Raw genomic sequence first — 19,340 nt, 5'->3', positions numbered from 1 at the left:
GCGGCCTTTTTTATTGCCTGCGTTTGGCAACCAGCGTGAATTTATAATCGTCGCTGTTAAACACGTTGCGGCTGTATTCAAACACGCGACCGTCTTTTAAAAATCCGCGCGACACCTTTTCCAGGATCGGTTTTGCCGGATCGAGCGCCAGCGCGGCGATCGCCTCCTGCGATGGCATGATCGGCACCAGCTCCTGCTCGCTGCGATCGATCGTCATCTTTTTAATCTGCTCGATGTAGTGATATTTGGAGTTTTCCATCACTTCCCAGGTGAGGTCAGAGAACATGGCCAGCGGCATCCAAGTTTCTTCCAGATTCACCGGTTTTCGCTTAATAAAGCGCACCCGTTTGACATGCCAGACGTTGTCATCGGGATTGATATCCAGTTTTTCTGCCAGCTTGGTGTCGGCTTTTACCACTTCAAAAATTTTTACATCGCTATGCGTATCCACGTTTCTGTCGGCGAGCTTCTCGTAAAAGCCGGTGAGCTGGTAGATATCATAATTGACGCGCTCTTCTTTGACGTAAGAGCCGCTGCCCTGAATGCTTTCAATAATCTGCTCTTCGGTCAGCAGTTTTAGCGCCTGGCGAACCGTCACCCGGCTGACGCTGAACGCCTCCTGTAGCGTGGATTCCGTTGGCAACGCGTCTCCAGGCTGTAAAACACCGGTGTTAATTTTTTCACGTAGCGCATCGGCTATCTGCCGGTACATCGGTTTATTACCCATTTGCAGTGCCCGTTTAATACCTTTTCATCGAATTATGCCTTCAGCATCTAAATTGTAAATAATACAAGTTAGATACAAATTATCGTCGTTAGTGAAAGTGATCACATAAATGTATTATTTGGTCTGCCACAATTCCCCGCAGACAATAACAACATCCATGTGAGGATCTTGATGAACCTGACGACCCTGACCCACCCCAACGCCATCTGCGTGCAGGCGCACTATGCCAGCCGCGATGAAGCCATACGCCAGCTCACCCTGCGGCTACTGGATTTGGGCAAAATTACCGACGGGGAGGCATTTTTAACAGAAGTGCTGCAACGTGAATCGCTTGGCCCCACCGCGTTGGGCGAAGGACTGGCGGTGCCCCATGGCAAATCGTCTGCCGTGAAAGAGGCGGCCTTCGCCGTAGCCACCTTAAGCACGCCGCTTACATGGGAGGGCGTGGATGGCCCGGAGGACATAGAGCTAATTTTCCTGCTCGCCATTCCGCCTGCCGAAGCAGGTTCAACGCATATTCAGCTGTTGACGGAGCTGACGTCCAGACTGGCTGATGATGCCCTGCGAGCAAGAGTGATGGCAGCTACCACGGCAGATGCTCTGCTGGCTGCGCTGGACGATGTCCCCCAGGCAGAAGAGGCTACAGCGTTGGTGGATGCGCCAACCGTGGTCTGTGTGACCGCCTGTCCAGCGGGGATCGCCCATACCTATATGGCGGCTGAATACCTGGAAAAAGCAGGGCGGAAGCTCGGCGTCAACGTGGTGGTCGAGAAGCAGGGGGCGAACGGCATTGAGGGGCGTCTCACCGCGCAGCAGTTACAGGAGGCCAAAGCGTGCATCTTTGCGGCGGAGGTGGCCATCAAAGAGCATGAGCGTTTTCAGGGGATCCCCGCCATTTCCGTACCGGTTGCGGAACCGCTGCGCCATGCTGAAGCACTCATCGAGCGCGCGTTGGCGCTCAAGCCCTCAACCGATGCGCGTCATGCGCATGGCGATACCGAAACGAAAAAGAGCGTTAAAACCGAGCTCAAGCAGGCGCTCCTTAGCGGTATCTCTTTTGCGGTGCCGCTGATCGTTGCCGGCGGTACGGTGCTGGCCGTGTCGGTACTGCTGGCGCAAATCCTGGGCCTGCAGCACCTGTTCGACCAGGAAAACTCGTGGCTGTGGATGTATCGCAAGCTCGGCGGCGGCATGCTTGGCATCCTGATGGTGCCTGTCCTTGCGGCCTATACCGCTTACTCGCTGGCAGATAAACCCGCCCTGACGCCGGGCTTTGCGGCCGGTCTTGCAGCCAATATGATTGGCTCCGGTTTTCTGGGCGCGATCATCGGTGGGCTGATTGCGGGCTACCTGATGCGCTGGGTGAAAAGTCACATCCGCCTGAGCAGCCGCTTCAACGGCTTTCTAACCTTTTATCTCTATCCGGTCATTGGTGTGCTGGGCGCGGGCAGCCTGATGCTGTTTGTCATCGGCGAACCGGTGGCCTGGCTTAATAACACGCTCACCGCCTGGCTTAACGGTCTTTCCGGCGCAAATGCCCTGCTCCTGGGGGCGATCCTCGGGTTTATGTGCTCATTCGATTTGGGTGGGCCGGTCAACAAAGCCTCTTATGCGTTCTGCCTGGGGGCAATGGCGAACGGCGTGTACGGTCCCTATGCGATTTTTGCCTCCGTCAAAATGGTGTCGGCCTTTACCGTTACCGCGTCAACAATGCTGGCCCCGCATCTCTTTAAGCAGTTTGAAATTGAAACCGGCAAATCAACGTGGCTGCTGGGGCTGGCGGGTATCACCGAAGGGGCGATTCCGATGGCGATCGAAGATCCGCTGCGGGTGATTGGCTCGTTTGTTCTCGGCTCGATGGCAACGGGCGCGATTGTGGGCGCGATGGGCATTGGTTTGTCCACGCCGGGGGCAGGCATTTTCTCCCTCTTTTTACTTCATGATGCTGGCATGGGCGGCATGACCGCTGCGGCGGGCTGGTTTGGCGCGGCGCTGGTGGGCACCGCCATCTCCACGCTCATTTTACTGCTCTGGCGACGCCAGGCGGTGAAGAAGGGCAACTACCTCACTGAAGACGTTACGCCATAAACACTCACTAACAGGAAACGAAGATGAAAGCTGTATCTCGCGTTCATATCACGCCACATATGCACTGGGACCGTGAGTGGTACTTCACCACCGAAGCGTCACGTATTCTACTGGTCAATAATATGGAGGAGATCCTCACCCGCCTCGAACAAGATGAGGAGTATAAATATTACGTTCTTGATGGCCAGACGGCGGTGTTGGAAGACTACTTCGCGGTGAAGCCGGAAAACCGGCCCCGCGTAAAGGCGATGGTAGAAGCCGGTAAGCTGATTATCGGCCCCTGGTATACCCAGACCGATACCACTATCGTCTCCGGCGAGTCGATTGTACGTAACCTGATGTACGGCATTCGTGACTGCATGGCGTTTGGCGAGCCAATGAAAATTGGCTACCTGCCGGACTCCTTTGGGATGTCCGCGCAGCTCCCCCACATTTATAACGGTTTCGGTATTACGCGCACGATGTTCTGGCGCGGCTGCTCCGAACGTCACGGCACCGATAAAACCGAATTCCTGTGGCAGAGCATGGACGGCAGCGAAGTAACGGCACAGGTGCTGCCGCTGGGTTACGCAATTGGTAAGTACTTACCGGAGGACGAAGCCGGGCTACGTAAACGACTCGACAATTACTTTGAGGTGCTGGAAAACGCCTCTGTGACCCAAGAGATTTTGCTGCCTAACGGGCATGACCAGATGCCATTGCAGCAGAACATTTTCGCGGTGATGGATAAGCTTCGTGAAATTTACCCGCAGCGTAAATTTGTAATGAGCCGGTTCGAGGAGGTGTTCCGGCACATTGATGCGCACCGTGATGAACTGGCGACGCTGAAAGGGGAGTTTATCGACGGCAAATACATGCGTGTGCACCGGACAATTGGCTCCACGCGCATGGATATCAAAATTGCCCACGCCCGCATTGAGAATAAAATCGTCAACATCCTTGAGCCGCTGGCGACGCTCGCCTGGACGCTGGGCTTTGAGTATCACCACGGTCTGCTGGAAAAAATGTGGAAAGAGATCCTCAAAAACCATGCCCACGACAGCATCGGCTGCTGCTGTAGCGACAAGGTTCATCGCGAGATTGTCTCCCGGTTCGAACTGGCTGAAGACATGGCCGACAACCTGACTCTTTTTTATATGCGTAAGATTGTCGACAACATGCCACAAAGCGATGAAGACAAGCTGGTGATGTTCAATCTGATGCCCTGGCCACGTGAAGAAGTGGTTAACACCACCATCCGTCTGCGCGCCAGTCAGTTCCGTTTGCTGGACGATAAGGGCAATACGATCCCCAGTTTTATCCGTCACGCCCGTGAAATCGACCCCGGACTGATTGACCGGCAGATCGTGCATTACGGGAATTACGACCCTTTTATGGAATTTGATATTCAGTTCCGCCAGATCCTGCCGTCGATGGGCTATTGCACGCTCTACATTGAGCCGCATGTCGCCGGTAAGATACTGCCATCGGTAAAACCTACCGGGGCGTTGCTGGAAAATACGTTCTGGCAAATCGATCTGAACCGCGACGGCACGCTGCGTTTGCGCGACAAAGAGTCCGGCCTGGTCTATGACCGGGTGCTGGAAATTGAAGAGAGTTCTGATGATGGCGATGAGTACGACTACTCCCCTTCACGCGAAGAGTGGCGACTCACTTCAGCGCAAGGAGAGCATGACGTCGAGGTGATTCATGAAGGCTGGCAGAGCAGGGCGGTTATCCGGCATCGGATGGCCGTTCCGGCGAATCTGGCCGAACGCTCGGCACGCCAACAACATGGCTCTCTTGAGGCCGAGATTGAGGTGACGCTTAGCCACAATAGCAGACGCATCGACGTGGCGGTGCGGCTGGACAATCAGGCCGACGACCACCGGGTTCGGGTACTGATCCCCACGCCGTTTAACACCGAAGAGGTGTTATCCGACACGCAGTTTGGATCGCTGACGCGCCCTGTGCAGGATGACGCCATGACAAACTGGCAGGAGGAGGGCTGGAAGGAAGCGCCGCTGCCAATCTGGAATCTCCTTAATTACGCAGTTCTCCAGGAAAAGCGTAACGGGATGGCGCTGTTTACCGAGGGGCTGCGTGAATTTGAAGTGGTGGGGGAGGGCCAAAAAACGTTTGCCCTGACTTTACTTCGCGGGGTAGGGCTGCTTGGGAAAGAGGATTTACTCCTGCGTCCGGGCCGGCCATCCGGCATCAAAATGCCTGTTCCTGATTCCCAAATGCGTGGCGAGATGCGTTGCCGTTTCAGCCTGTTGAGTTTTAGCGGTTCGCCAGTGAGCGCGGGTATTGCGCAGCAGGCGAAGTCATGGCTTACCCCCGTGCAGTGCTATAACAAAATCCCGTGGGACGCGATGAAGCTGAACCGCACCACGTTCACAACCCCTGGTCACTATAGCCTGTTAACGCTCGCACCGAATGGATGTGTTCTCAGCGCCCTGAAGAAGGCTGAAGATCGTGATGAGCTTGTTCTTCGTGTGTTCAACCCTTCTCAGACCCACTCCTGTGATGTCGCATTCTCCATGAGCCGGGCTATCAAAGGGGGCAGCGAAACGGACATGAATGAGGTGATAAAGGCGCCGCTGCAAGGAGGTAAAGAGATTGTAGAGGCTTTGCAGCCGGGGCAATCGCGAACCTTTAGTCTCGAAATAGGCAAATAACCTTTCCAGCAATTAAAAGGTCACAGCGCATGTGACCTTTTGTTTCATTAAATAGTCACATCGCGGTGTTAATTTTAAGGTGGATAAAGGTAAGTTAAATGTAATTGTGCAAAATTGCACACCCGCAATGAATAACGCTTTGCGGCAATAAACAGGCGGTGTTTTTCTTAAAGCAAAACCGGTTCATCCTTCCTCGTTAATAAAAATCACTTTTATTTATATTATTTCCAGAATTCGATAACCATTAACACCTCGGAATATACATATCATTAACATGGTTTTTACTATTTAACCCACAATTAAACATCGTTAACAATCAGGCGCGTTTTTGATTTAAATCAATGTTTAATGCCTGGAAAAAGGCGTCAAAAGGCGCTAAATTGTTCGCGATCAAAACGCACCAAAAGTGGTAGTTTTGCTATAAATTGATCATCGTCGAAAAATGTAAATCTGATTCAATAAAACCTGTTTATTGTAAGGGGTTTGCAGCGTATTATATTTGCGAGATCAATTTCTTTTTTCTTAACCTATTTGTAACCTTTCACTCTCGCTTTTTTCTTTTCAGAGGCAGGCGTGACGATAAGGATGCGAATAATTTGTTTTGGGGCATGTGTGTGAATCCTTATCTAACAGGTTTCACTCTCGAAGTCTTCATGCGATGAGCAAGGAGTCATGATGTTAGATGTAGTCGAACTGTCGCGCTTACAGTTTGCCTTGACCGCTATGTACCATTTCCTGTTTGTGCCACTGACGCTCGGTATGGCGTTCCTGCTGGCCATTATGGAGACGGTCTACGTTCTTTCCGGCAAACAGATTTATAAAGATATGACCAAGTTCTGGGGCAAGTTGTTTGGAATCAACTTTGCACTGGGCGTGGCAACCGGTCTGACCATGGAGTTCCAGTTCGGGACTAACTGGTCTTATTATTCTCACTATGTTGGGGATATCTTCGGTGCGCCGCTGGCTATTGAAGGTCTGATGGCCTTCTTCCTCGAATCCACCTTTGTAGGTCTGTTCTTCTTCGGCTGGGATCGTCTGGGCAAAGTCCAGCACATGGCGGTAACCTGGCTCGTCGCGTTAGGCTCTAACCTGTCCGCGCTGTGGATCCTGGTGGCCAACGGCTGGATGCAGAACCCTATCGCGTCAGACTTTAACTTCGAAACCATGCGCATGGAGATGGTCAGCTTCTCCGAGCTGGTGCTGAACCCGGTCGCTCAGGTGAAATTCGTTCACACTGTGGCTTCTGGCTATGTCTGCGGTGCAATGTTCATTATGGGCATCAGCGCCTACTATATGCTGCGTGGTCGTGACTTCGGCTTTGCGAAGCGCTCCTTCGCCATCGCGGCGAGCTTCGGTATGGCAGCTATCCTCTCTGTTATCGTGCTGGGTGATGAATCCGGTTACGAGATGGGAGACGTACAAAAAACCAAACTGGCCGCCATCGAAGCAGAGTGGGAAACCCAACCGGCTCCGGCAGCCTTCACCCTGTTTGGTATTCCCGATCAGGATGCACAGGAAAACCACTTTGCTATTCAGATCCCTTATGCGTTGGGCATCATTGCCACCCGCTCCGTGGATACGCCGGTTATCGGTCTGAAAGATCTGCTGGTGCAGCATGAAGAGCGTATCCGTAACGGGATGAAAGCTTACTCCCTGCTGGAGCAGCTGCGTTCCGGCTCTACCGATCAGTCCGTTCGCGATCAGTTCAACGACGTGAAAAAAGACCTTGGTTACGGCCTGCTGCTGAAACGCTATACCCCGAACGTCTCTGACGCGACGGAAGAGCAGATTCAGCTGGCGACCAAAGACTCGATTCCACGCGTTGCGCCGCTGTACTTCGCGTTCCGTATCATGGTTGGCTGCGGCATCATCATGCTGTTGATCATTGGCGCCTCCTTCTGGTCGGTCATTCGTAACCGTATCGGCCAGCGTAAATGGCTGCTGCGTGCTGCGCTGTACGGCATGCCATTGCCGTGGATCGCCATCGAATCCGGCTGGTTTGTTGCGGAATATGGCCGTCAGCCATGGGCTATCGGTGAGGTGTTGCCAACTGCGGTGGCGAACTCATCCCTGACCCCTGGGGACCTGATTTTCTCCATGCTGCTGATTTGTGGCCTGTACACCCTGTTCCTGGTGGCTGAACTGTTCCTGATGTTCAAGTTTGCGCGCCTTGGTCCAAGCAGCCTGAAAACGGGTCGCTACCACTACGAGCAGTCCACCGTCGCTTCTCAGCCGGCACGCTAAGACAGGAGTCGTCAAATGATCGATTATGAAGTATTGCGTTTTATCTGGTGGCTGCTGGTCGGGATCTTACTGATTGGTTTTGCGGTCACTGACGGTTTCGACATGGGGGTGGGCATGCTCACCCGCTTCCTCGGTCGTAATGATACCGAGCGTCGAATTATGATTAACTCCATCGCCCCGCACTGGGACGGTAACCAGGTGTGGCTGATCACCGCAGGCGGCGCGCTGTTCGCTGCCTGGCCGATGGTCTACGCGGCTGCGTTCTCCGGCTTCTATGTGGCGATGATCCTGGTGCTGGCATCGTTGTTCTTCCGTCCGGTCGGTTTTGACTACCGCTCGAAGATCGAAGACACCCGCTGGCGCAATGTGTGGGACTGGGGCATCTTCATCGGTAGCTTCGTGCCGCCGCTGGTGATCGGCGTGGCGTTCGGCAACCTGCTGCAGGGCGTACCGTTCCACCTCGATGAATACATGCGTCTGTACTACACCGGTAACTTCTTCCAGCTGCTGAACCCGTTCGGTCTGCTGGCAGGCGTGGTTAGCGTGGCGATGATCCTGACCCAGGGAGCGACTTATCTGCAGATGCGTACCGTAGGTGAACTGCACCTGCGCTCTCGCGCCGTCTCGCAGATTGCGGCGCTGGTAACTCTGGTCGGCTTCGCGCTGGCAGGCGTCTGGGTGATGTTCGGTATCGACGGTTACGTGGTGACTTCTGCGATTGACCATACTGCGCCGTCTAACCCGCTGACCAAAGAAGTTGCACGTCAGGCTGGTGCCTGGCTGGTGAACTTCAATAATACGCCGGTTCTGTGGGCTATCCCGGCGCTGGGTGTGGTGCTGCCGCTGCTGACCCTGCTGACTTCCCGCATGGAAAAAGGCGCATGGGCATTCGTCTTCTCTTCGCTGACGCTGGCGTGCATCATCCTGACGGCCGGTATCGCGATGTTCCCGTTCGTGATGCCATCCAGCACCATGATGAATGCTAGCCTGACGATGTGGGATTCCACCTCCAGTCAGATGACGCTGAACCTGATGACGTTTGTGGCTGCCGTGTTCGTCCCGCTTATTCTGGCTTACACCACCTGGTGTTACTGGAAAATGTACGGTCGTATCACGAAAGAACATATCGAAAGCAATACTCACTCTATGTATTAAGGAAGGAGCTGAATATGTGGTATTTCGCATGGATTTTAGGAACGCTTCTTGCCTGTGCATTTGGTGTGATTACCGCCCTGGCGCTTGAGCACGTTGAAGCGACCAAAGCCGGTGAAGAAAAGCACTGATGATCGCGTATCTTTACGGGATCATGGACAAGCGCCCGCTCAGGGCGCTTTCCTTAGTGATGGCGTTACTGCTGGCGGGTTGCATCTTCTGGGACCCGTCGCGTTTTGCGGCGAAGACCAGTGAGCTTGAAATCTGGCACGGTTTTCTCATCATGTGGGCGGTATGCGCCGGTGTGATCCACGGCGTTGGCTTTCGCCCTAAAGCCGTTCTCTGGCAGGGCATCTTCTGCCCCCTGATCGCTGATGTGGTCCTTCTTGTGGGCCTGATTTTCTTTTTCAGCTGAATAAGAACTATCCGTTAATATTATGGGCTTACCCTGGCCCATAAATATTTACTCTCCGTTTACTTTCCCCCATTCCAAAGCACCATTCCCGCGCGTATAGTAGCGAAGTTTAAAAGCTCTAACTCTTTTTGTATTACCGGGATGTAAAGTGAATACAACGCTGTTTCGATGGCCGGTTCGTGTCTACTACGAAGATACGGATGCCGGTGGTGTGGTTTACCATGCCAGCTACGTTGCCTTTTATGAACGAGCACGCACTGAAATGCTGCGCCATCATCACTTTAGCCAGCAGGTCTTGCTGGCGGAGCGAGTTGCCTTCGTGGTACGCAAGATGACGCTGGAGTATTTTGCGCCTGCCAGACTCGACGATATGCTCGAAGTCCAAACAGAAATAACATCAATGCGCGGAACCTCACTGGTTTTCACGCAGCGGATCGTCAATGCAGAGAATACGGTACTGAACGAAGCTGAAGTCCTGATTGTCTGTGTTGATCCACTCATCATGAAGCCTCGTGCGCTTCCTAAGTCTATTGTCGCGGAGTTTAAGCAGTGACTGACATGAATATCCTTGATTTGTTCCTGAAGGCAAGCCTTCTGGTTAAACTTATCATGTTGATTTTGATTGGTTTTTCAATCGCATCCTGGGCCATCATCATCCAGAGAACCCGTATCCTCAATGCAGCTGGCCGCGAAGCGGAAGCCTTTGAAGACAAGTTCTGGTCCGGTATTGAACTCTCCCGTTTGTATCAGGAAAGCCAGGGGCGTCGTGAAACCCTCTCCGGCTCCGAACAAATTTTCTATAGCGGCTTTAAAGAGTTTGCCCGTTTGCACCGCGCTAACAACCATGCGCCGGAAGCGGTCGTTGAAGGGGCATCCCGTGCGATGCGCATTTCAATGAACCGTGAACTGGAAACGCTGGAAACGCACATTCCATTCCTGGGCACCGTGGGTTCCATCAGCCCGTATATCGGTCTGTTTGGTACGGTCTGGGGGATCATGCATGCCTTTATCGCCCTGGGCGCGGTAAAACAGGCGACGCTGCAGATGGTTGCGCCGGGTATCGCAGAAGCGTTGATTGCGACCGCTATCGGTCTGTTCGCCGCTATTCCTGCCGTTATGGCGTATAACCGCCTTAACCAGCGCGTGAACAAACTGGAACTGAACTACGACAACTTCATGGAAGAGTTCACCGCGATTCTGCACCGCCAGGCGTTTACCAGCACCGAGAGCAACAAGGGGTAAACCATGGCCAGACAGCGTGGACGGGGTCGTCGCGAACTGAAGTCCGAAATCAACATTGTACCGCTGCTGGACGTGCTGCTGGTGCTGCTGCTGATCTTTATGGCGACAGCACCCATCATCACCCAGAGCGTTGAGGTTGATCTACCGGATGCGACAGAATCTCAGGCTGTAAGCACCAATGACGATCCACCGGTCATCATTGAGGTATCCGGCGTTGGGCAGTACAGCGTGGTGGTTGAAAAAGATCGTCTTGATCAACTGCCGCCGGAGCAGGTTATTGCCGAAGCGCAACGACGTCTGCAGTCCAATCCGAAAACGGTCTTCTTAATCGGTGGGGCGAAAGACGTGCCTTACGATGAAATAATAAAGGCGCTGAACCTGTTGCATAGCGCGGGCGTTAAGTCAGTCGGCTTGATGACGCAGCCTATTTGATCATCTGCGTACACAACAGAGTTTTTGGGAACCCATAGTGTCAAAGGCAACCGAACAAAACGATAAGCTTAAGCGGGCGATCATTATCTCGGCGGTGCTGCATGTCATTCTTTTTGCAGCACTGATCTGGAGTTCGTTCGATGAGCATCTCGATACCGCTGCCGGCGGTGGGGGAGGTTCATCCATCGATGCCGTGATGGTCGATCCCGGCGCGGTGGTGCAAAACTATAACCGCCAGCAACAACAGCAGGCGAGTGCAAAACGTGCTGAAGAGCAACGCGAAAAGCAGGCGCAACAGCAGGCGGAAGAGCTGCGTGAAAAGCAGGCCGCCGAGCAGGAACGTCTGAAGCAGCTCGAGAAAGAGCGTTTGCAGGCGCAGGAAGCGGCGAAAGAGCAGGCGGAGCAGCAGAAACAGGCTGAAGCCGCAGCGAAGAAAGCGCAAGAGCAGCAGAAGCAGGCAGAAGAGGCGGCAGCCAAAGCCGCAGCCGATGCCAAAGCGCAGGCCGATGCGCAGGCTAAACAAGCTGCCGAGGCGGCAAAACAGGCCGCGGATGCCGCTGCATTAGCCGCGAAAAAAGCCGCTGCCGATGCGCAAAAACAGGCTGAAGCTGAAGCCGCCAAAGCGGCTGCTGATGCGAAGAAAAAAGCAGAAGCTGAAGCCGCGAAGAAAGCTGCTGCCGACGCACAGAAAAAAGCGGAAGCTGAAGCTGCCAAACAAGCAGCTCAGGAAGCCGAGAAGAAAGCGGCTGCCGAAGCAGCTAAAAAGGCCGCTGCGGCAGAAAAAGCCGCCGCTGCTGAAAAGGCTGCTGCTGAAAAGGCTGCCGCAGAGAAAGCTGCTGCCGCAGAAAAAGCGGCTGCTGAGAAGAAGGCCGCCGCCGCAGAAAAAGCCGCCGCTGATAAAAAAGCCGCTGCAGAGAAGAAAGCCGCTGCCGATAAAGCTGCTGCTGACAAAGCGGCCGCTGCAAAAGCCGCAGCAGCTAAAAAAGCTGCCGCGGAAAAAGCAGCCGCATCGGACGTTGATGACCTGTTCGGCGATCTGAGTTCAGGTAAGAATGCGCCGAAATCGGGTGGGGCTAAAGGTAACGGTCAGCCGGCAAAAGATAGCGGAACAAGTGGTGCTAATGGTGGCGCGTCAGGCGCTGATATTAGTGCGTATGCTTCGCAAATCCGTAACGCAATTCAGAGCCGCTTATATGGCGCTGATCTGTATGCCGGTAAGTCCTGTGTGCTACATATTAAACTGGCACCAGACGGTCTGCTGCTGGACGTGACTGAAGAAGGTGGTGATCCTGCTTTATGTCAGGCTGCCCTGACGGCGGCAAAAACTGCCAGAATTCCTAAACCGCCTAGCCAGGCTGTTTATGAAAAAGTAAAAGATGCCAAACTGGACTTCAAACTGTAGCGATTTTCCCGCTAAAGTTAGCAAAACAGTCTACGTTTGAGGCTGTGGATTAGTAGTTTTGTTTATTTGGGTTTGTTAACATTCTGCTAAATTATCGCGGGTAAGGTTACCCGGATATGGGAGATATGATGAAGCAGGCATTACGTGTTGCAATGAGTTTCTTAGTGCTGTGGGCAGCGGTGCTGCACGCAGAAGTGCGTATCGAGATCACCCAGGGGGTGGACTCGGCACGTCCGATTGGTGTGGTTCCGTTCCAGTGGAAAGGGCCAGGCGCTGCGCCGGAAGATGTTGGTGGCATTGTTGCCGCTGACCTGCGCAACAGCGGTAAATTCAACCCATTAGATCGTTCTCGTCTGCCGCAGCAGCCGGGCAGCGCGCAGGAAGTACAGCCTGCTGCATGGTCTGGACTGGGTATTGATGCAGTGGTTGTGGGTCAGGTTACCCCTAACCCGGACGGTGGATATACCGTTGCTTACCAGCTGGTAGATACCGGTGGCGCACCGGGTACTGTACTGGCGCAGAACACCTATAAAGTGAACAAGCAATGGCTGCGTTATGCCGGTCACACCGCAAGTGATGAAGTATTTGAGAAGCTGACCAGCATCAAAGGCGCATTCCGCACCCGTATCGCTTATGTCGTGCAGACCAACGGCGGCCAGTTCCCGTATGAGCTGCGCGTCTCTGACTACGATGGCTACAACCAGTTCACCGTTCACCGTTCACCGCAGCCGCTGATGTCTCCAGCCTGGTCGCCGGACGGTTCAAAACTGGCTTACGTAACCTTCGAAAGCGGCCGTTCAGCACTGGTAATCCAGACGCTGTCTAACGGTGCGGTTCGGCAGGTGGCTTCCTTCCCGCGTCACAACGGGGCGCCGGCATTCTCACCAGACGGCTCTAAACTGGCGTTTGCGCTGTCTAAAACCGGTAGCCTGAACCTGTACGTGATGGACATCGGCTCCGGCCAGATCCGTCAGGTGACCGATGGTCGTAGCAACAACACCGAACCAACCTGGTTCCCGGACAGCCAAAACCTGGCCTTTACCTCTGACCAGGCCGGTCGTCCACAGGTTTATAAAGTCAATATTAACGGCGGTGCTCCGCAGCGTATCACCTGGGAAGGTTCTCAGAACCAGGACGCAGACGTGAGTGCTGACGGTAAGTTTATGGTAATGGTTAGCTCGGCCGGTGGTCAGCAGCACATTGCTAAACAAGATCTGGGCGGGGGCGGCGTACAAGTTCTGTCGTCGACTTTCCTGGATGAAACGCCAAGTCTGGCACCTAACGGCACTATGGTTATCTACAGCTCTTCTCAGGGGATGGGATCCGTGCTGAATCTGGTTTCTACCGATGGGCGTTTCAAAGCGCGTATTCCGGCAACTGATGGACAGGTAAAATCACCTGCCTGGTCGCCGTACCTGTAATAATAATTAATTGAATAATATAGGAATCATAGAAATGCAACTGAACAAAGTGCTGAAAGGGCTGATGATCGCTCTGCCTGTTATGGCAATCGCAGCGTGTTCTTCTAACAAGAACGCCAGCAACGACCAGAGCGGCGAAGGCATGATGGGTGCCGGCACTGGTATGGACGCAAACGGCAACGGCAATATGTCTTCTGAAGAGCAGGCGCGTCTTCAGATGCAGCAGCTGCAGCAGAACAACATTGTTTACTTCGATCTGGACAAGTTCGACATTCGTTCTGACTTCGCTGCAATGCTGGATGCACACGCTAACTTCCTGCGTAGCAACCCGTCTTACAAAGTCACCGTAGAAGGTCACGCGGACGAACGTGGTACTCCTGAGTACAACATCTCCCTGGGTGAGCGTCGTGCTAACGCCGTTAAAATGTACCTGCAGGGTAAAGGCGTTTCTGCTGACCAGATCTCCATCGTTTCTTACGGTAAAGAAAAACCTGCAGTACTGGGCCACGACGAAGCGGCTTACTCCAAAAACCGTCGTGCCGTACTGGTTTACTAAGAGAATTGCATGAGCAGTAACTTCAGACATCATCTGTTGAGTCTGTCGTTACTGGTTGGTATAGCGGCCCCCTGGGCCGCTTTTGCTCAGGCACCAATCAGTAGTGTCGGCTCAGGCTCGGTAGAAGACCGGGTCACCCAACTCGAGCGTATTTCTAATGCTCACAGCCAGCTTTTAACCCAACTTCAGCAGCAACTCTCTGACAACCAAACCGATATTGACTCACTGCGCGGACAGATTCAGGAAAGCCAGTATCAGCTCAATCAGGTTGTGGAGCGTCAGAAGCAGATCCTGCTGCAGATGGATAGCCTGAATAATGGCGGCGCAGCAGCGCAACCCGCCGCAGGCGATCAAAGTGGCGCAGCTGGTGCAGCGGCAACGCCTCAGGCTGATGCCTCAGCCTCGACAGGCGCGCCTGTACAGAGCGGTGATGCGAACACGGACTACAATGCGGCAATTGCCCTGGTGCAGGATAAATCACGCCAGGACGACGCGATGGCAGCGTTTCAGAACTTCGTGAAGAAATACCCTGATTCAACCTATCAACCCAATGCGAACTATTGGCTGGGACAGCTGAATTACAACAAGGGTAAAAAAGACGACGCGGCGTTCTATTTTGCTTCCGTGGTAAAAAATTATCCAAAATCACCGAAAGCCCCTGATGCGATGTATAAGGTCGGGGTGATCATGCAGGACAAAGGCGACACCGCGAAAGCGAAGGCCGTTTTCCAGCAGGTGGTCACTAAATTCCCGGGCACTGAAGGTGCGAAACAAGCGCAAAAACGTCTTGCTGCGATGGGATGATTGCCGGATGACCAGAAATCGCGTTTTTTCTGGTCTTGCCGCATACTTCCTAAGCAGTTAAGTGATATTCATCAAAATATTAGTTGCGCGGAATTCTTAAATCAGTAATATATGCCGCCGTTGCCAAGGGATATCAAACAGCCCAAAAGCAGCCAAAATAGTGGGTCGTTAGCTCAGTTGGTAGAGCAGTTGACTTTTAATCAATTGGTCGCAGGTTCGAATCCTGCACGACCCACCAATCGTTAGGTGGATAGCGATAGTTTAACGTGAAGGATAACGTTGCGTCAGCAACGGCCCGTAGGGCGAGGCGAAGCCGAGTCATCCTGCACGACCCACCACTTAAAGCAGTTCCGGCAGTACAGAGTGGGTGATTAGCTCAGTTGGTAGAGCATCTCCTTTACACGGAGGGGGTCGGCGGTTCGAGCCCGTCATCACCCACCACTCGGGTCGTTAGCTCAGTTGGTAGAGCAGTTGACTTTTAATCAATTGGTCGCAGGTTCGAATCCTGCACGACCCACCACTATAATGTCTTACTCAGATATTAAACGTGAAGGATAACGTTGCTTTAGCAACAGCCCAAAGGGCGAGGCGAAGCCGAGTCATCCTGCACGACCCACCAATCTTTTGATTGGTACCGAGTAAAAATTATCTTCGAAGTCAGTACCCGAATGGGTCGTTAGCTCAGTTGGTAGAGCAGTTGACTTTTAATCAATTGGTCGCAGGTTCGAATCCTGCACGACCCACCACTTCGAAGAATAAGCAGTAAATCCCGCAAGGGGTCGTTAGCTCAGTTGGTAGAGCAGTTGACTTTTAATCAATTGGTCGCAGGTTCGAATCCTGCACGACCCACCAATGTAAAAAGGCGCCCTAAAGGCGCCTTTTTGCTATCTGCGATCCGGACGATTCGAACCTGCAGCAGGTTCGGGCCGAACGTAGTGAGGCACCGGAGCCGTAAGGCGACGGCCCGAAGGGCGAGCGGAGCGAGTCATCCTGCACGACCCACCAATGTAAAAAGGCGCCCTAAAGGCGCCTTTTTGCTATCTGCGATATGAACGATTCGAACCTGCAGCAGGTTCGGGCCGAACGCAGTGAGGCACCGGAGCCATAAGGCGACGGCCCTAAGGGCGAGCGGAGCAAGTCATCCTGCACGACCCACCAATGTAAAAAGGCGCCCTAAAGGCGCCTTTTTGCTATCTGCTATTCCTGCGTCTGAAAAACATGCCTGATGGCGCTTCGCTTAGCAGGCCTACAAAAGCAATTCACCGCACGACTCAACCACAAATGCTACTGGCACGCTTTTGGTGTGACTTTGACTCCCAAATCCGCTATCTTGTTTAGTATATAAAACACAATTGCCATTACTTTGGTTTCCACCAAAAAATAACGGCAAACTTGTTAAGCCAGTAAAACGAGAAGCCAAAATGAGTGTGATGTTTGATCCTGAAGCCGCCATCTATCCTTTCCCGCCTAAACCCGTCCCGCTGAGCCTCGACGAAAAGCAGTTTTACCGCGAAAAGATCAAGCGCTTGCTCAAAGAACGCGATGCGGTGATGGTGGCGCATTACTACACTGACCCGGAAATCCAGCAGCTGGCAGAAGAGACCGGCGGCTGCATTTCTGACTCGCTTGAAATGGCGCGCTTCGGTGCAAAACATCCCGCGTCGACATTGCTGGTAGCCGGGGTCCGCTTTATGGGCGAGACGGCAAAAATCCTCAGCCCGGAAAAAACCATCCTGATGCCAACCCTGAATGCAGAATGCTCGCTGGATTTAGGCTGCCCGATCGACGAATTCACCGCCTTCTGCGACGCCCATCCCGACAGAACGGTGGTGGTTTACGCTAACACCTCTGCCGCGGTAAAAGCGCGTGCCGACTGGGTGGTAACCTCCAGCATCGCTGTTGAGTTAATCGAGCATCTCGACAGCCTGGGCGAGAAAATTATCTGGGCACCAGACAAACATCTTGGCAACTACGTTCAGAAGCAGACCGGGGCAGATATTCTGTGCTGGCAGGGGGCCTGTATCGTTCATGACGAGTTCAAAACCCAGGCCCTGGAGCGCATGAAAGGTCTTTACCCGGAGGCCGCCGTACTGGTCCACCCGGAATCACCGCAGGCGATCGTCAACATGGCGGATGCCGTAGGTTCAACCAGCCAGCTCATCGCTGCCGCGAAAACGCTGCCGCATCGTCAGCTTATTGTCGCCACCGATCGCGGCATCTTCTACAGAATGCAGCAGGCAGTGCCGGAGAAAGAGCTGCTGGAAGCGCCAACGGCGGGCGAGGGGGCAACCTGCCGCAGCTGTGCGCACTGTCCTTGGATGGCGATGAACGGGCTCAAGGCGATTGCCGAAGGGCTGGAGTCCGGCGGCGCGGCGCATGAGATCCATGTGGATGCGGCGCTGCGTGAAGGGGCGCTAATTCCGCTTAACCGGATGCTGGATTTTGCGGCTACACTACGTGCTTAAGCAACGTAACGTAACGCTGAGGGAAAAAGATGGATTTTTTTAGCACGCAAAACATTCTGGTACATATACCGATTGGTGCCGGCGGCTATGACTTGTCATGGATTGAAGCCGTCGGGACAATTGCGGGTCTGCTCTGTATCTGGCTCGCCAGTCTGGAGAAGATAGTCAACTACGCGTTTGGCCTGGTGAACGTCACGCTGTTCGCCATTATCTTCTTTCAGATCCAGCTGTATGCCAGCCTGCTGTTGCAGCTGTTCTTCTTCGTGGCCAATATCTATGGCTGGTACGCCTGGTCGCGGCAGAACAGCCAGCAGGAGGCGGAACTGCAGATCCGCTGGTTGCCGTTGCCTAAAGCCATCGGCTGGCTGGCAGCTTGCGTGGTCGCTATCGGCCTGATGACGGTCTATATCGACCCGGTGTTTGCCTTCCTGACCCGCGTGGCGGTATCGGTGATGAGCAGCCTCGGACTGAACGTTACCATGCCAGATCTACAGCCTGACGCCTTCCCGTTCTGGGATTCGTGCATGATGGTTCTGTCGATTGCCGCCATGATCCTGATGACCCGAAAATATGTCGAAAACTGGCTGCTGTGGGTGATCATTAATGTGATAAGCGTGGTGATCTTTGCTCTGCAGGGCGTCTATGCCATGTCGCTGGAGTATATGATCCTTACCTTTATTGCCCTCAACGGCAGCAGGATGTGGATTAACAGCGCGCGGGAACGAGGTTCCCACGCGCTGGCACGTTAATGGTGATGATGATGGGCGTGGCCGGAGGCGATCTCATTGAGGTGGCAATCCGGCCCGTTACAGGGGGTGTACTCCATCTGGATAGTGCTATGCGCGATAGCGTAATGATGCTCCAGAAAATGCTGGATACGCCCCAGTAACGCATCGTGATCGTGGGGAGGAATGACCTGAACATGCAACGTCATCAGCGGTTTTTCTCCCACCATCCAGACGTGAATATGATGCACGTCGCGGACTTCTGGAATAGAGCGCGTCAGGTTGCGTTTCAGCGCCGGAATATCCAGCGTCGCTGGCGCGCCTTCCAGCAGCTCATTCACACTCTCCTGCAGTAATCGCCAGGCACTGCGCAACACCAGACAGGAGACGACAATCGACAGGATCGGATCTATCGGTGTCCAGCCCGTCCACAGGATCACCAGCGCCGCGACGATGGCACCTACCGATCCCAGCAGGTCCCCCAGGACGTGCAGCGCCGCCGCCCGCACGTTAAGGTTTTTCTCCTCACTGCCGCGATGCAAAATCCAGAACGCCAGGATATTGGCGATAAGCCCGGCGACGGCTACCACCATCATGGTGACGCCCGCGACAGGCTGCGGATAGCGGAAACGCTGAATGGCTTCCCAGACAATTAAAATGGTGATCAACACCAGCGCGATGGCGTTGACGAAAGCAGCAAGGGTCGTCAGACGCAGCCAGCCAAAGGTGCGTCCGTGACTGGGCGGGCGGCGGGCGAATACTACCGCCAGCAGCGCAAACAGCAGTGCCGCTGCGTCCGTTAGCATATGGCCCGCATCGGCCAGTAGCGCCAGCGAGCCGGAAACCAGGCCGCCAATCACCTCAATAATCATAAAGGCGGCAGTGACGCCGAACGCCAGCATTAAGCGTTTAGCATTTCCATCCTGTGAAGAAGGGGCGTGTGAGTGGGTGTGCGCCATGAATGATGTCCCGGTCCATTATTATTGTAAGTGTAGAGTTTTTAACAT

General features: G+C 53.8%; 17 protein-coding genes, 5 tRNA genes and 1 other RNA gene. 21 read left to right on the top strand and 2 right to left on the bottom strand.

Going from position 1 to position 19,340, the window contains the following annotated elements:
• Positions 1-10: 10 nt before the first annotated feature.
• Positions 11-727 (bottom strand): GntR family transcriptional regulator, encoded by a 717-nt coding sequence (locus ABIE02_RS04870; protein WP_032617086.1) that lies wholly within the window; start codon positions 725-727, stop codon positions 11-13.
• Positions 728-898: 171 nt separating this feature from the next.
• Between ABIE02_RS04870 and mngA the strand changes: the two genes are divergently transcribed.
• The 21 genes from mngA (at position 899) to pnuC (ending at position 18,357) form a co-directional block, all read left to right on the top strand.
• Complete coding sequence (gene mngA / locus ABIE02_RS04865; RefSeq protein ID WP_336994767.1) at positions 899-2,815, top strand: PTS 2-O-a-mannosyl-D-glycerate transporter subunit IIABC; 1,917 nt, start codon at positions 899-901, stop codon at positions 2,813-2,815.
• Positions 2,816-2,838: 23 nt separating this feature from the next.
• Entirely contained in the window at positions 2,839-5,475 is a 2,637-nt protein-coding gene (gene mngB, locus ABIE02_RS04860) for a mannosylglycerate hydrolase (protein WP_336994766.1), read from the top strand.
• Positions 5,476-6,150: 675 nt separating this feature from the next.
• Positions 6,151-7,719: a cytochrome ubiquinol oxidase subunit I gene (cydA, locus tag ABIE02_RS04855; protein WP_032617089.1), complete on the top strand. Its 1,569-nt coding sequence runs from the start codon at positions 6,151-6,153 to the stop codon at positions 7,717-7,719.
• A gap of 15 nt (positions 7,720-7,734) precedes the next feature.
• Complete coding sequence (gene cydB / locus ABIE02_RS04850; protein ID WP_032617090.1) at positions 7,735-8,874, top strand: cytochrome d ubiquinol oxidase subunit II; 1,140 nt, start codon at positions 7,735-7,737, stop codon at positions 8,872-8,874.
• A 14-nt stretch (positions 8,875-8,888) separates the two neighbouring features.
• Complete coding sequence (gene cydX / locus ABIE02_RS04845; RefSeq protein ID WP_003858598.1) at positions 8,889-9,002, top strand: cytochrome bd-I oxidase subunit CydX; 114 nt, start codon at positions 8,889-8,891, stop codon at positions 9,000-9,002.
• A complete protein-coding gene (gene ybgE, locus ABIE02_RS04840) occupies positions 9,002-9,286 on the top strand; it encodes a cyd operon protein YbgE (protein ID WP_032617091.1) in 285 nt (94 codons plus the stop codon). Before cydX ends, ybgE begins: the two co-directional genes overlap by 1 nt.
• 148 nt (positions 9,287-9,434) lie before the next feature.
• The gene (gene ybgC / locus ABIE02_RS04835; protein WP_032617092.1) at positions 9,435-9,839 is read left to right on the top strand and encodes a tol-pal system-associated acyl-CoA thioesterase; all 405 of its coding nucleotides are present in this window, start codon (positions 9,435-9,437) and stop codon (positions 9,837-9,839) included.
• Positions 9,836-10,528: a Tol-Pal system protein TolQ gene (gene tolQ / locus ABIE02_RS04830; RefSeq protein ID WP_071886480.1), complete on the top strand. Its 693-nt coding sequence runs from the start codon at positions 9,836-9,838 to the stop codon at positions 10,526-10,528. Before ybgC ends, tolQ begins: the two co-directional genes overlap by 4 nt.
• Before the next feature lie 3 nt (positions 10,529-10,531).
• Positions 10,532-10,960, top strand: a complete 429-nt coding sequence (tolR, locus tag ABIE02_RS04825) for a colicin uptake protein TolR (protein ID WP_032617094.1) — start codon at positions 10,532-10,534, stop codon at positions 10,958-10,960.
• A 37-nt stretch (positions 10,961-10,997) separates the two neighbouring features.
• Positions 10,998-12,362: a cell envelope integrity protein TolA gene (gene tolA, locus ABIE02_RS04820; protein WP_032617095.1), complete on the top strand. Its 1,365-nt coding sequence runs from the start codon at positions 10,998-11,000 to the stop codon at positions 12,360-12,362.
• 128 nt (positions 12,363-12,490) lie between these two features.
• Positions 12,491-13,783 (top strand): Tol-Pal system beta propeller repeat protein TolB, encoded by a 1,293-nt coding sequence (gene tolB, locus ABIE02_RS04815; RefSeq protein ID WP_032617137.1) that lies wholly within the window; start codon positions 12,491-12,493, stop codon positions 13,781-13,783.
• Positions 13,784-13,817: 34 nt separating this feature from the next.
• A complete protein-coding gene (gene pal / locus ABIE02_RS04810) occupies positions 13,818-14,339 on the top strand; it encodes a peptidoglycan-associated lipoprotein Pal (RefSeq protein ID WP_032617096.1) in 522 nt (173 codons plus the stop codon).
• Positions 14,340-14,348: 9 nt separating this feature from the next.
• Positions 14,349-15,143, top strand: a complete 795-nt coding sequence (gene cpoB, locus ABIE02_RS04805) for a cell division protein CpoB (RefSeq protein WP_059308492.1) — start codon at positions 14,349-14,351, stop codon at positions 15,141-15,143.
• 162 nt (positions 15,144-15,305) lie between these two features.
• Positions 15,306-15,381: transfer RNA gene (locus ABIE02_RS04800), tRNA-Lys, on the top strand.
• Positions 15,382-15,508: 127 nt separating this feature from the next.
• Positions 15,509-15,584 (top strand) — tRNA-Val (locus tag ABIE02_RS04795).
• Between the two features lie 3 nt (positions 15,585-15,587).
• Positions 15,588-15,663, top strand: a tRNA-Lys gene (locus ABIE02_RS04790).
• Between the two features lie 150 nt (positions 15,664-15,813).
• Positions 15,814-15,889, top strand: a tRNA-Lys gene (locus ABIE02_RS04785).
• Positions 15,890-15,919: 30 nt separating this feature from the next.
• A tRNA-Lys gene (locus ABIE02_RS04780) sits at positions 15,920-15,995 on the top strand.
• 26 nt (positions 15,996-16,021) lie between these two features.
• Positions 16,022-16,148, top strand: a non-coding RNA gene (locus ABIE02_RS04775) — RtT sRNA.
• A 416-nt stretch (positions 16,149-16,564) separates the two neighbouring features.
• Positions 16,565-17,608, top strand: coding sequence for a quinolinate synthase NadA (nadA, locus tag ABIE02_RS04770; protein WP_336994765.1), 1,044 nt, complete (start codon positions 16,565-16,567; stop codon positions 17,606-17,608).
• A 29-nt stretch (positions 17,609-17,637) separates the two neighbouring features.
• Positions 17,638-18,357 carry a nicotinamide riboside transporter PnuC gene (gene pnuC / locus ABIE02_RS04765; protein ID WP_032617101.1) on the top strand — a complete coding sequence of 240 codons (720 nt, stop codon included), beginning with the start codon at positions 17,638-17,640 and terminating at the stop codon, positions 18,355-18,357.
• On the opposite strand, the gene zitB is transcribed toward pnuC, so the two are convergent.
• Complete coding sequence (gene zitB / locus ABIE02_RS04760) at positions 18,354-19,292, bottom strand: CDF family zinc transporter ZitB (protein ID WP_059308490.1); 939 nt, start codon at positions 19,290-19,292, stop codon at positions 18,354-18,356. The genes pnuC and zitB overlap by 4 nt on opposite strands.
• Positions 19,293-19,340: the final 48 nt, after the last annotated feature.

It is taken from the genome of Leclercia sp. 1548 (assembly GCF_050435045.1).
In the GTDB taxonomy this organism is placed as follows: Bacteria; Pseudomonadota; Gammaproteobacteria; order Enterobacterales; family Enterobacteriaceae; genus Enterobacter; species Enterobacter adecarboxylatus.
The sequence above is the reverse complement of the archived record's forward strand: the minus strand, read 5'-3'. Positions and strand labels throughout refer to the sequence as shown.

Coding starts and splice junctions, on each gene's coding strand:
- ABIE02_RS04870 (WP_032617086.1), bottom strand. CDS start 727: ATGGGTAATAAACCGATGTACCGGCAGATAGCCGATGCGCTACGTGAA.
- pnuC (WP_032617101.1), top strand. CDS start 17,638: ATGGATTTTTTTAGCACGCAAAACATTCTGGTACATATACCGATTGGT.
- cpoB (WP_059308492.1), top strand. CDS start 14,349: ATGAGCAGTAACTTCAGACATCATCTGTTGAGTCTGTCGTTACTGGTT.
- ybgE (WP_032617091.1), top strand. CDS start 9,002: ATGATCGCGTATCTTTACGGGATCATGGACAAGCGCCCGCTCAGGGCG.
- mngB (WP_336994766.1), top strand. CDS start 2,839: ATGAAAGCTGTATCTCGCGTTCATATCACGCCACATATGCACTGGGAC.
- zitB (WP_059308490.1), bottom strand. CDS start 19,292: ATGGCGCACACCCACTCACACGCCCCTTCTTCACAGGATGGAAATGCT.
- mngA (WP_336994767.1), top strand. CDS start 899: ATGAACCTGACGACCCTGACCCACCCCAACGCCATCTGCGTGCAGGCG.
- cydX (WP_003858598.1), top strand. CDS start 8,889: ATGTGGTATTTCGCATGGATTTTAGGAACGCTTCTTGCCTGTGCATTT.
- tolB (WP_032617137.1), top strand. CDS start 12,491: ATGAAGCAGGCATTACGTGTTGCAATGAGTTTCTTAGTGCTGTGGGCA.
- tolR (WP_032617094.1), top strand. CDS start 10,532: ATGGCCAGACAGCGTGGACGGGGTCGTCGCGAACTGAAGTCCGAAATC.
- cydA (WP_032617089.1), top strand. CDS start 6,151: ATGTTAGATGTAGTCGAACTGTCGCGCTTACAGTTTGCCTTGACCGCT.
- pal (WP_032617096.1), top strand. CDS start 13,818: ATGCAACTGAACAAAGTGCTGAAAGGGCTGATGATCGCTCTGCCTGTT.
- cydB (WP_032617090.1), top strand. CDS start 7,735: ATGATCGATTATGAAGTATTGCGTTTTATCTGGTGGCTGCTGGTCGGG.
- nadA (WP_336994765.1), top strand. CDS start 16,565: ATGAGTGTGATGTTTGATCCTGAAGCCGCCATCTATCCTTTCCCGCCT.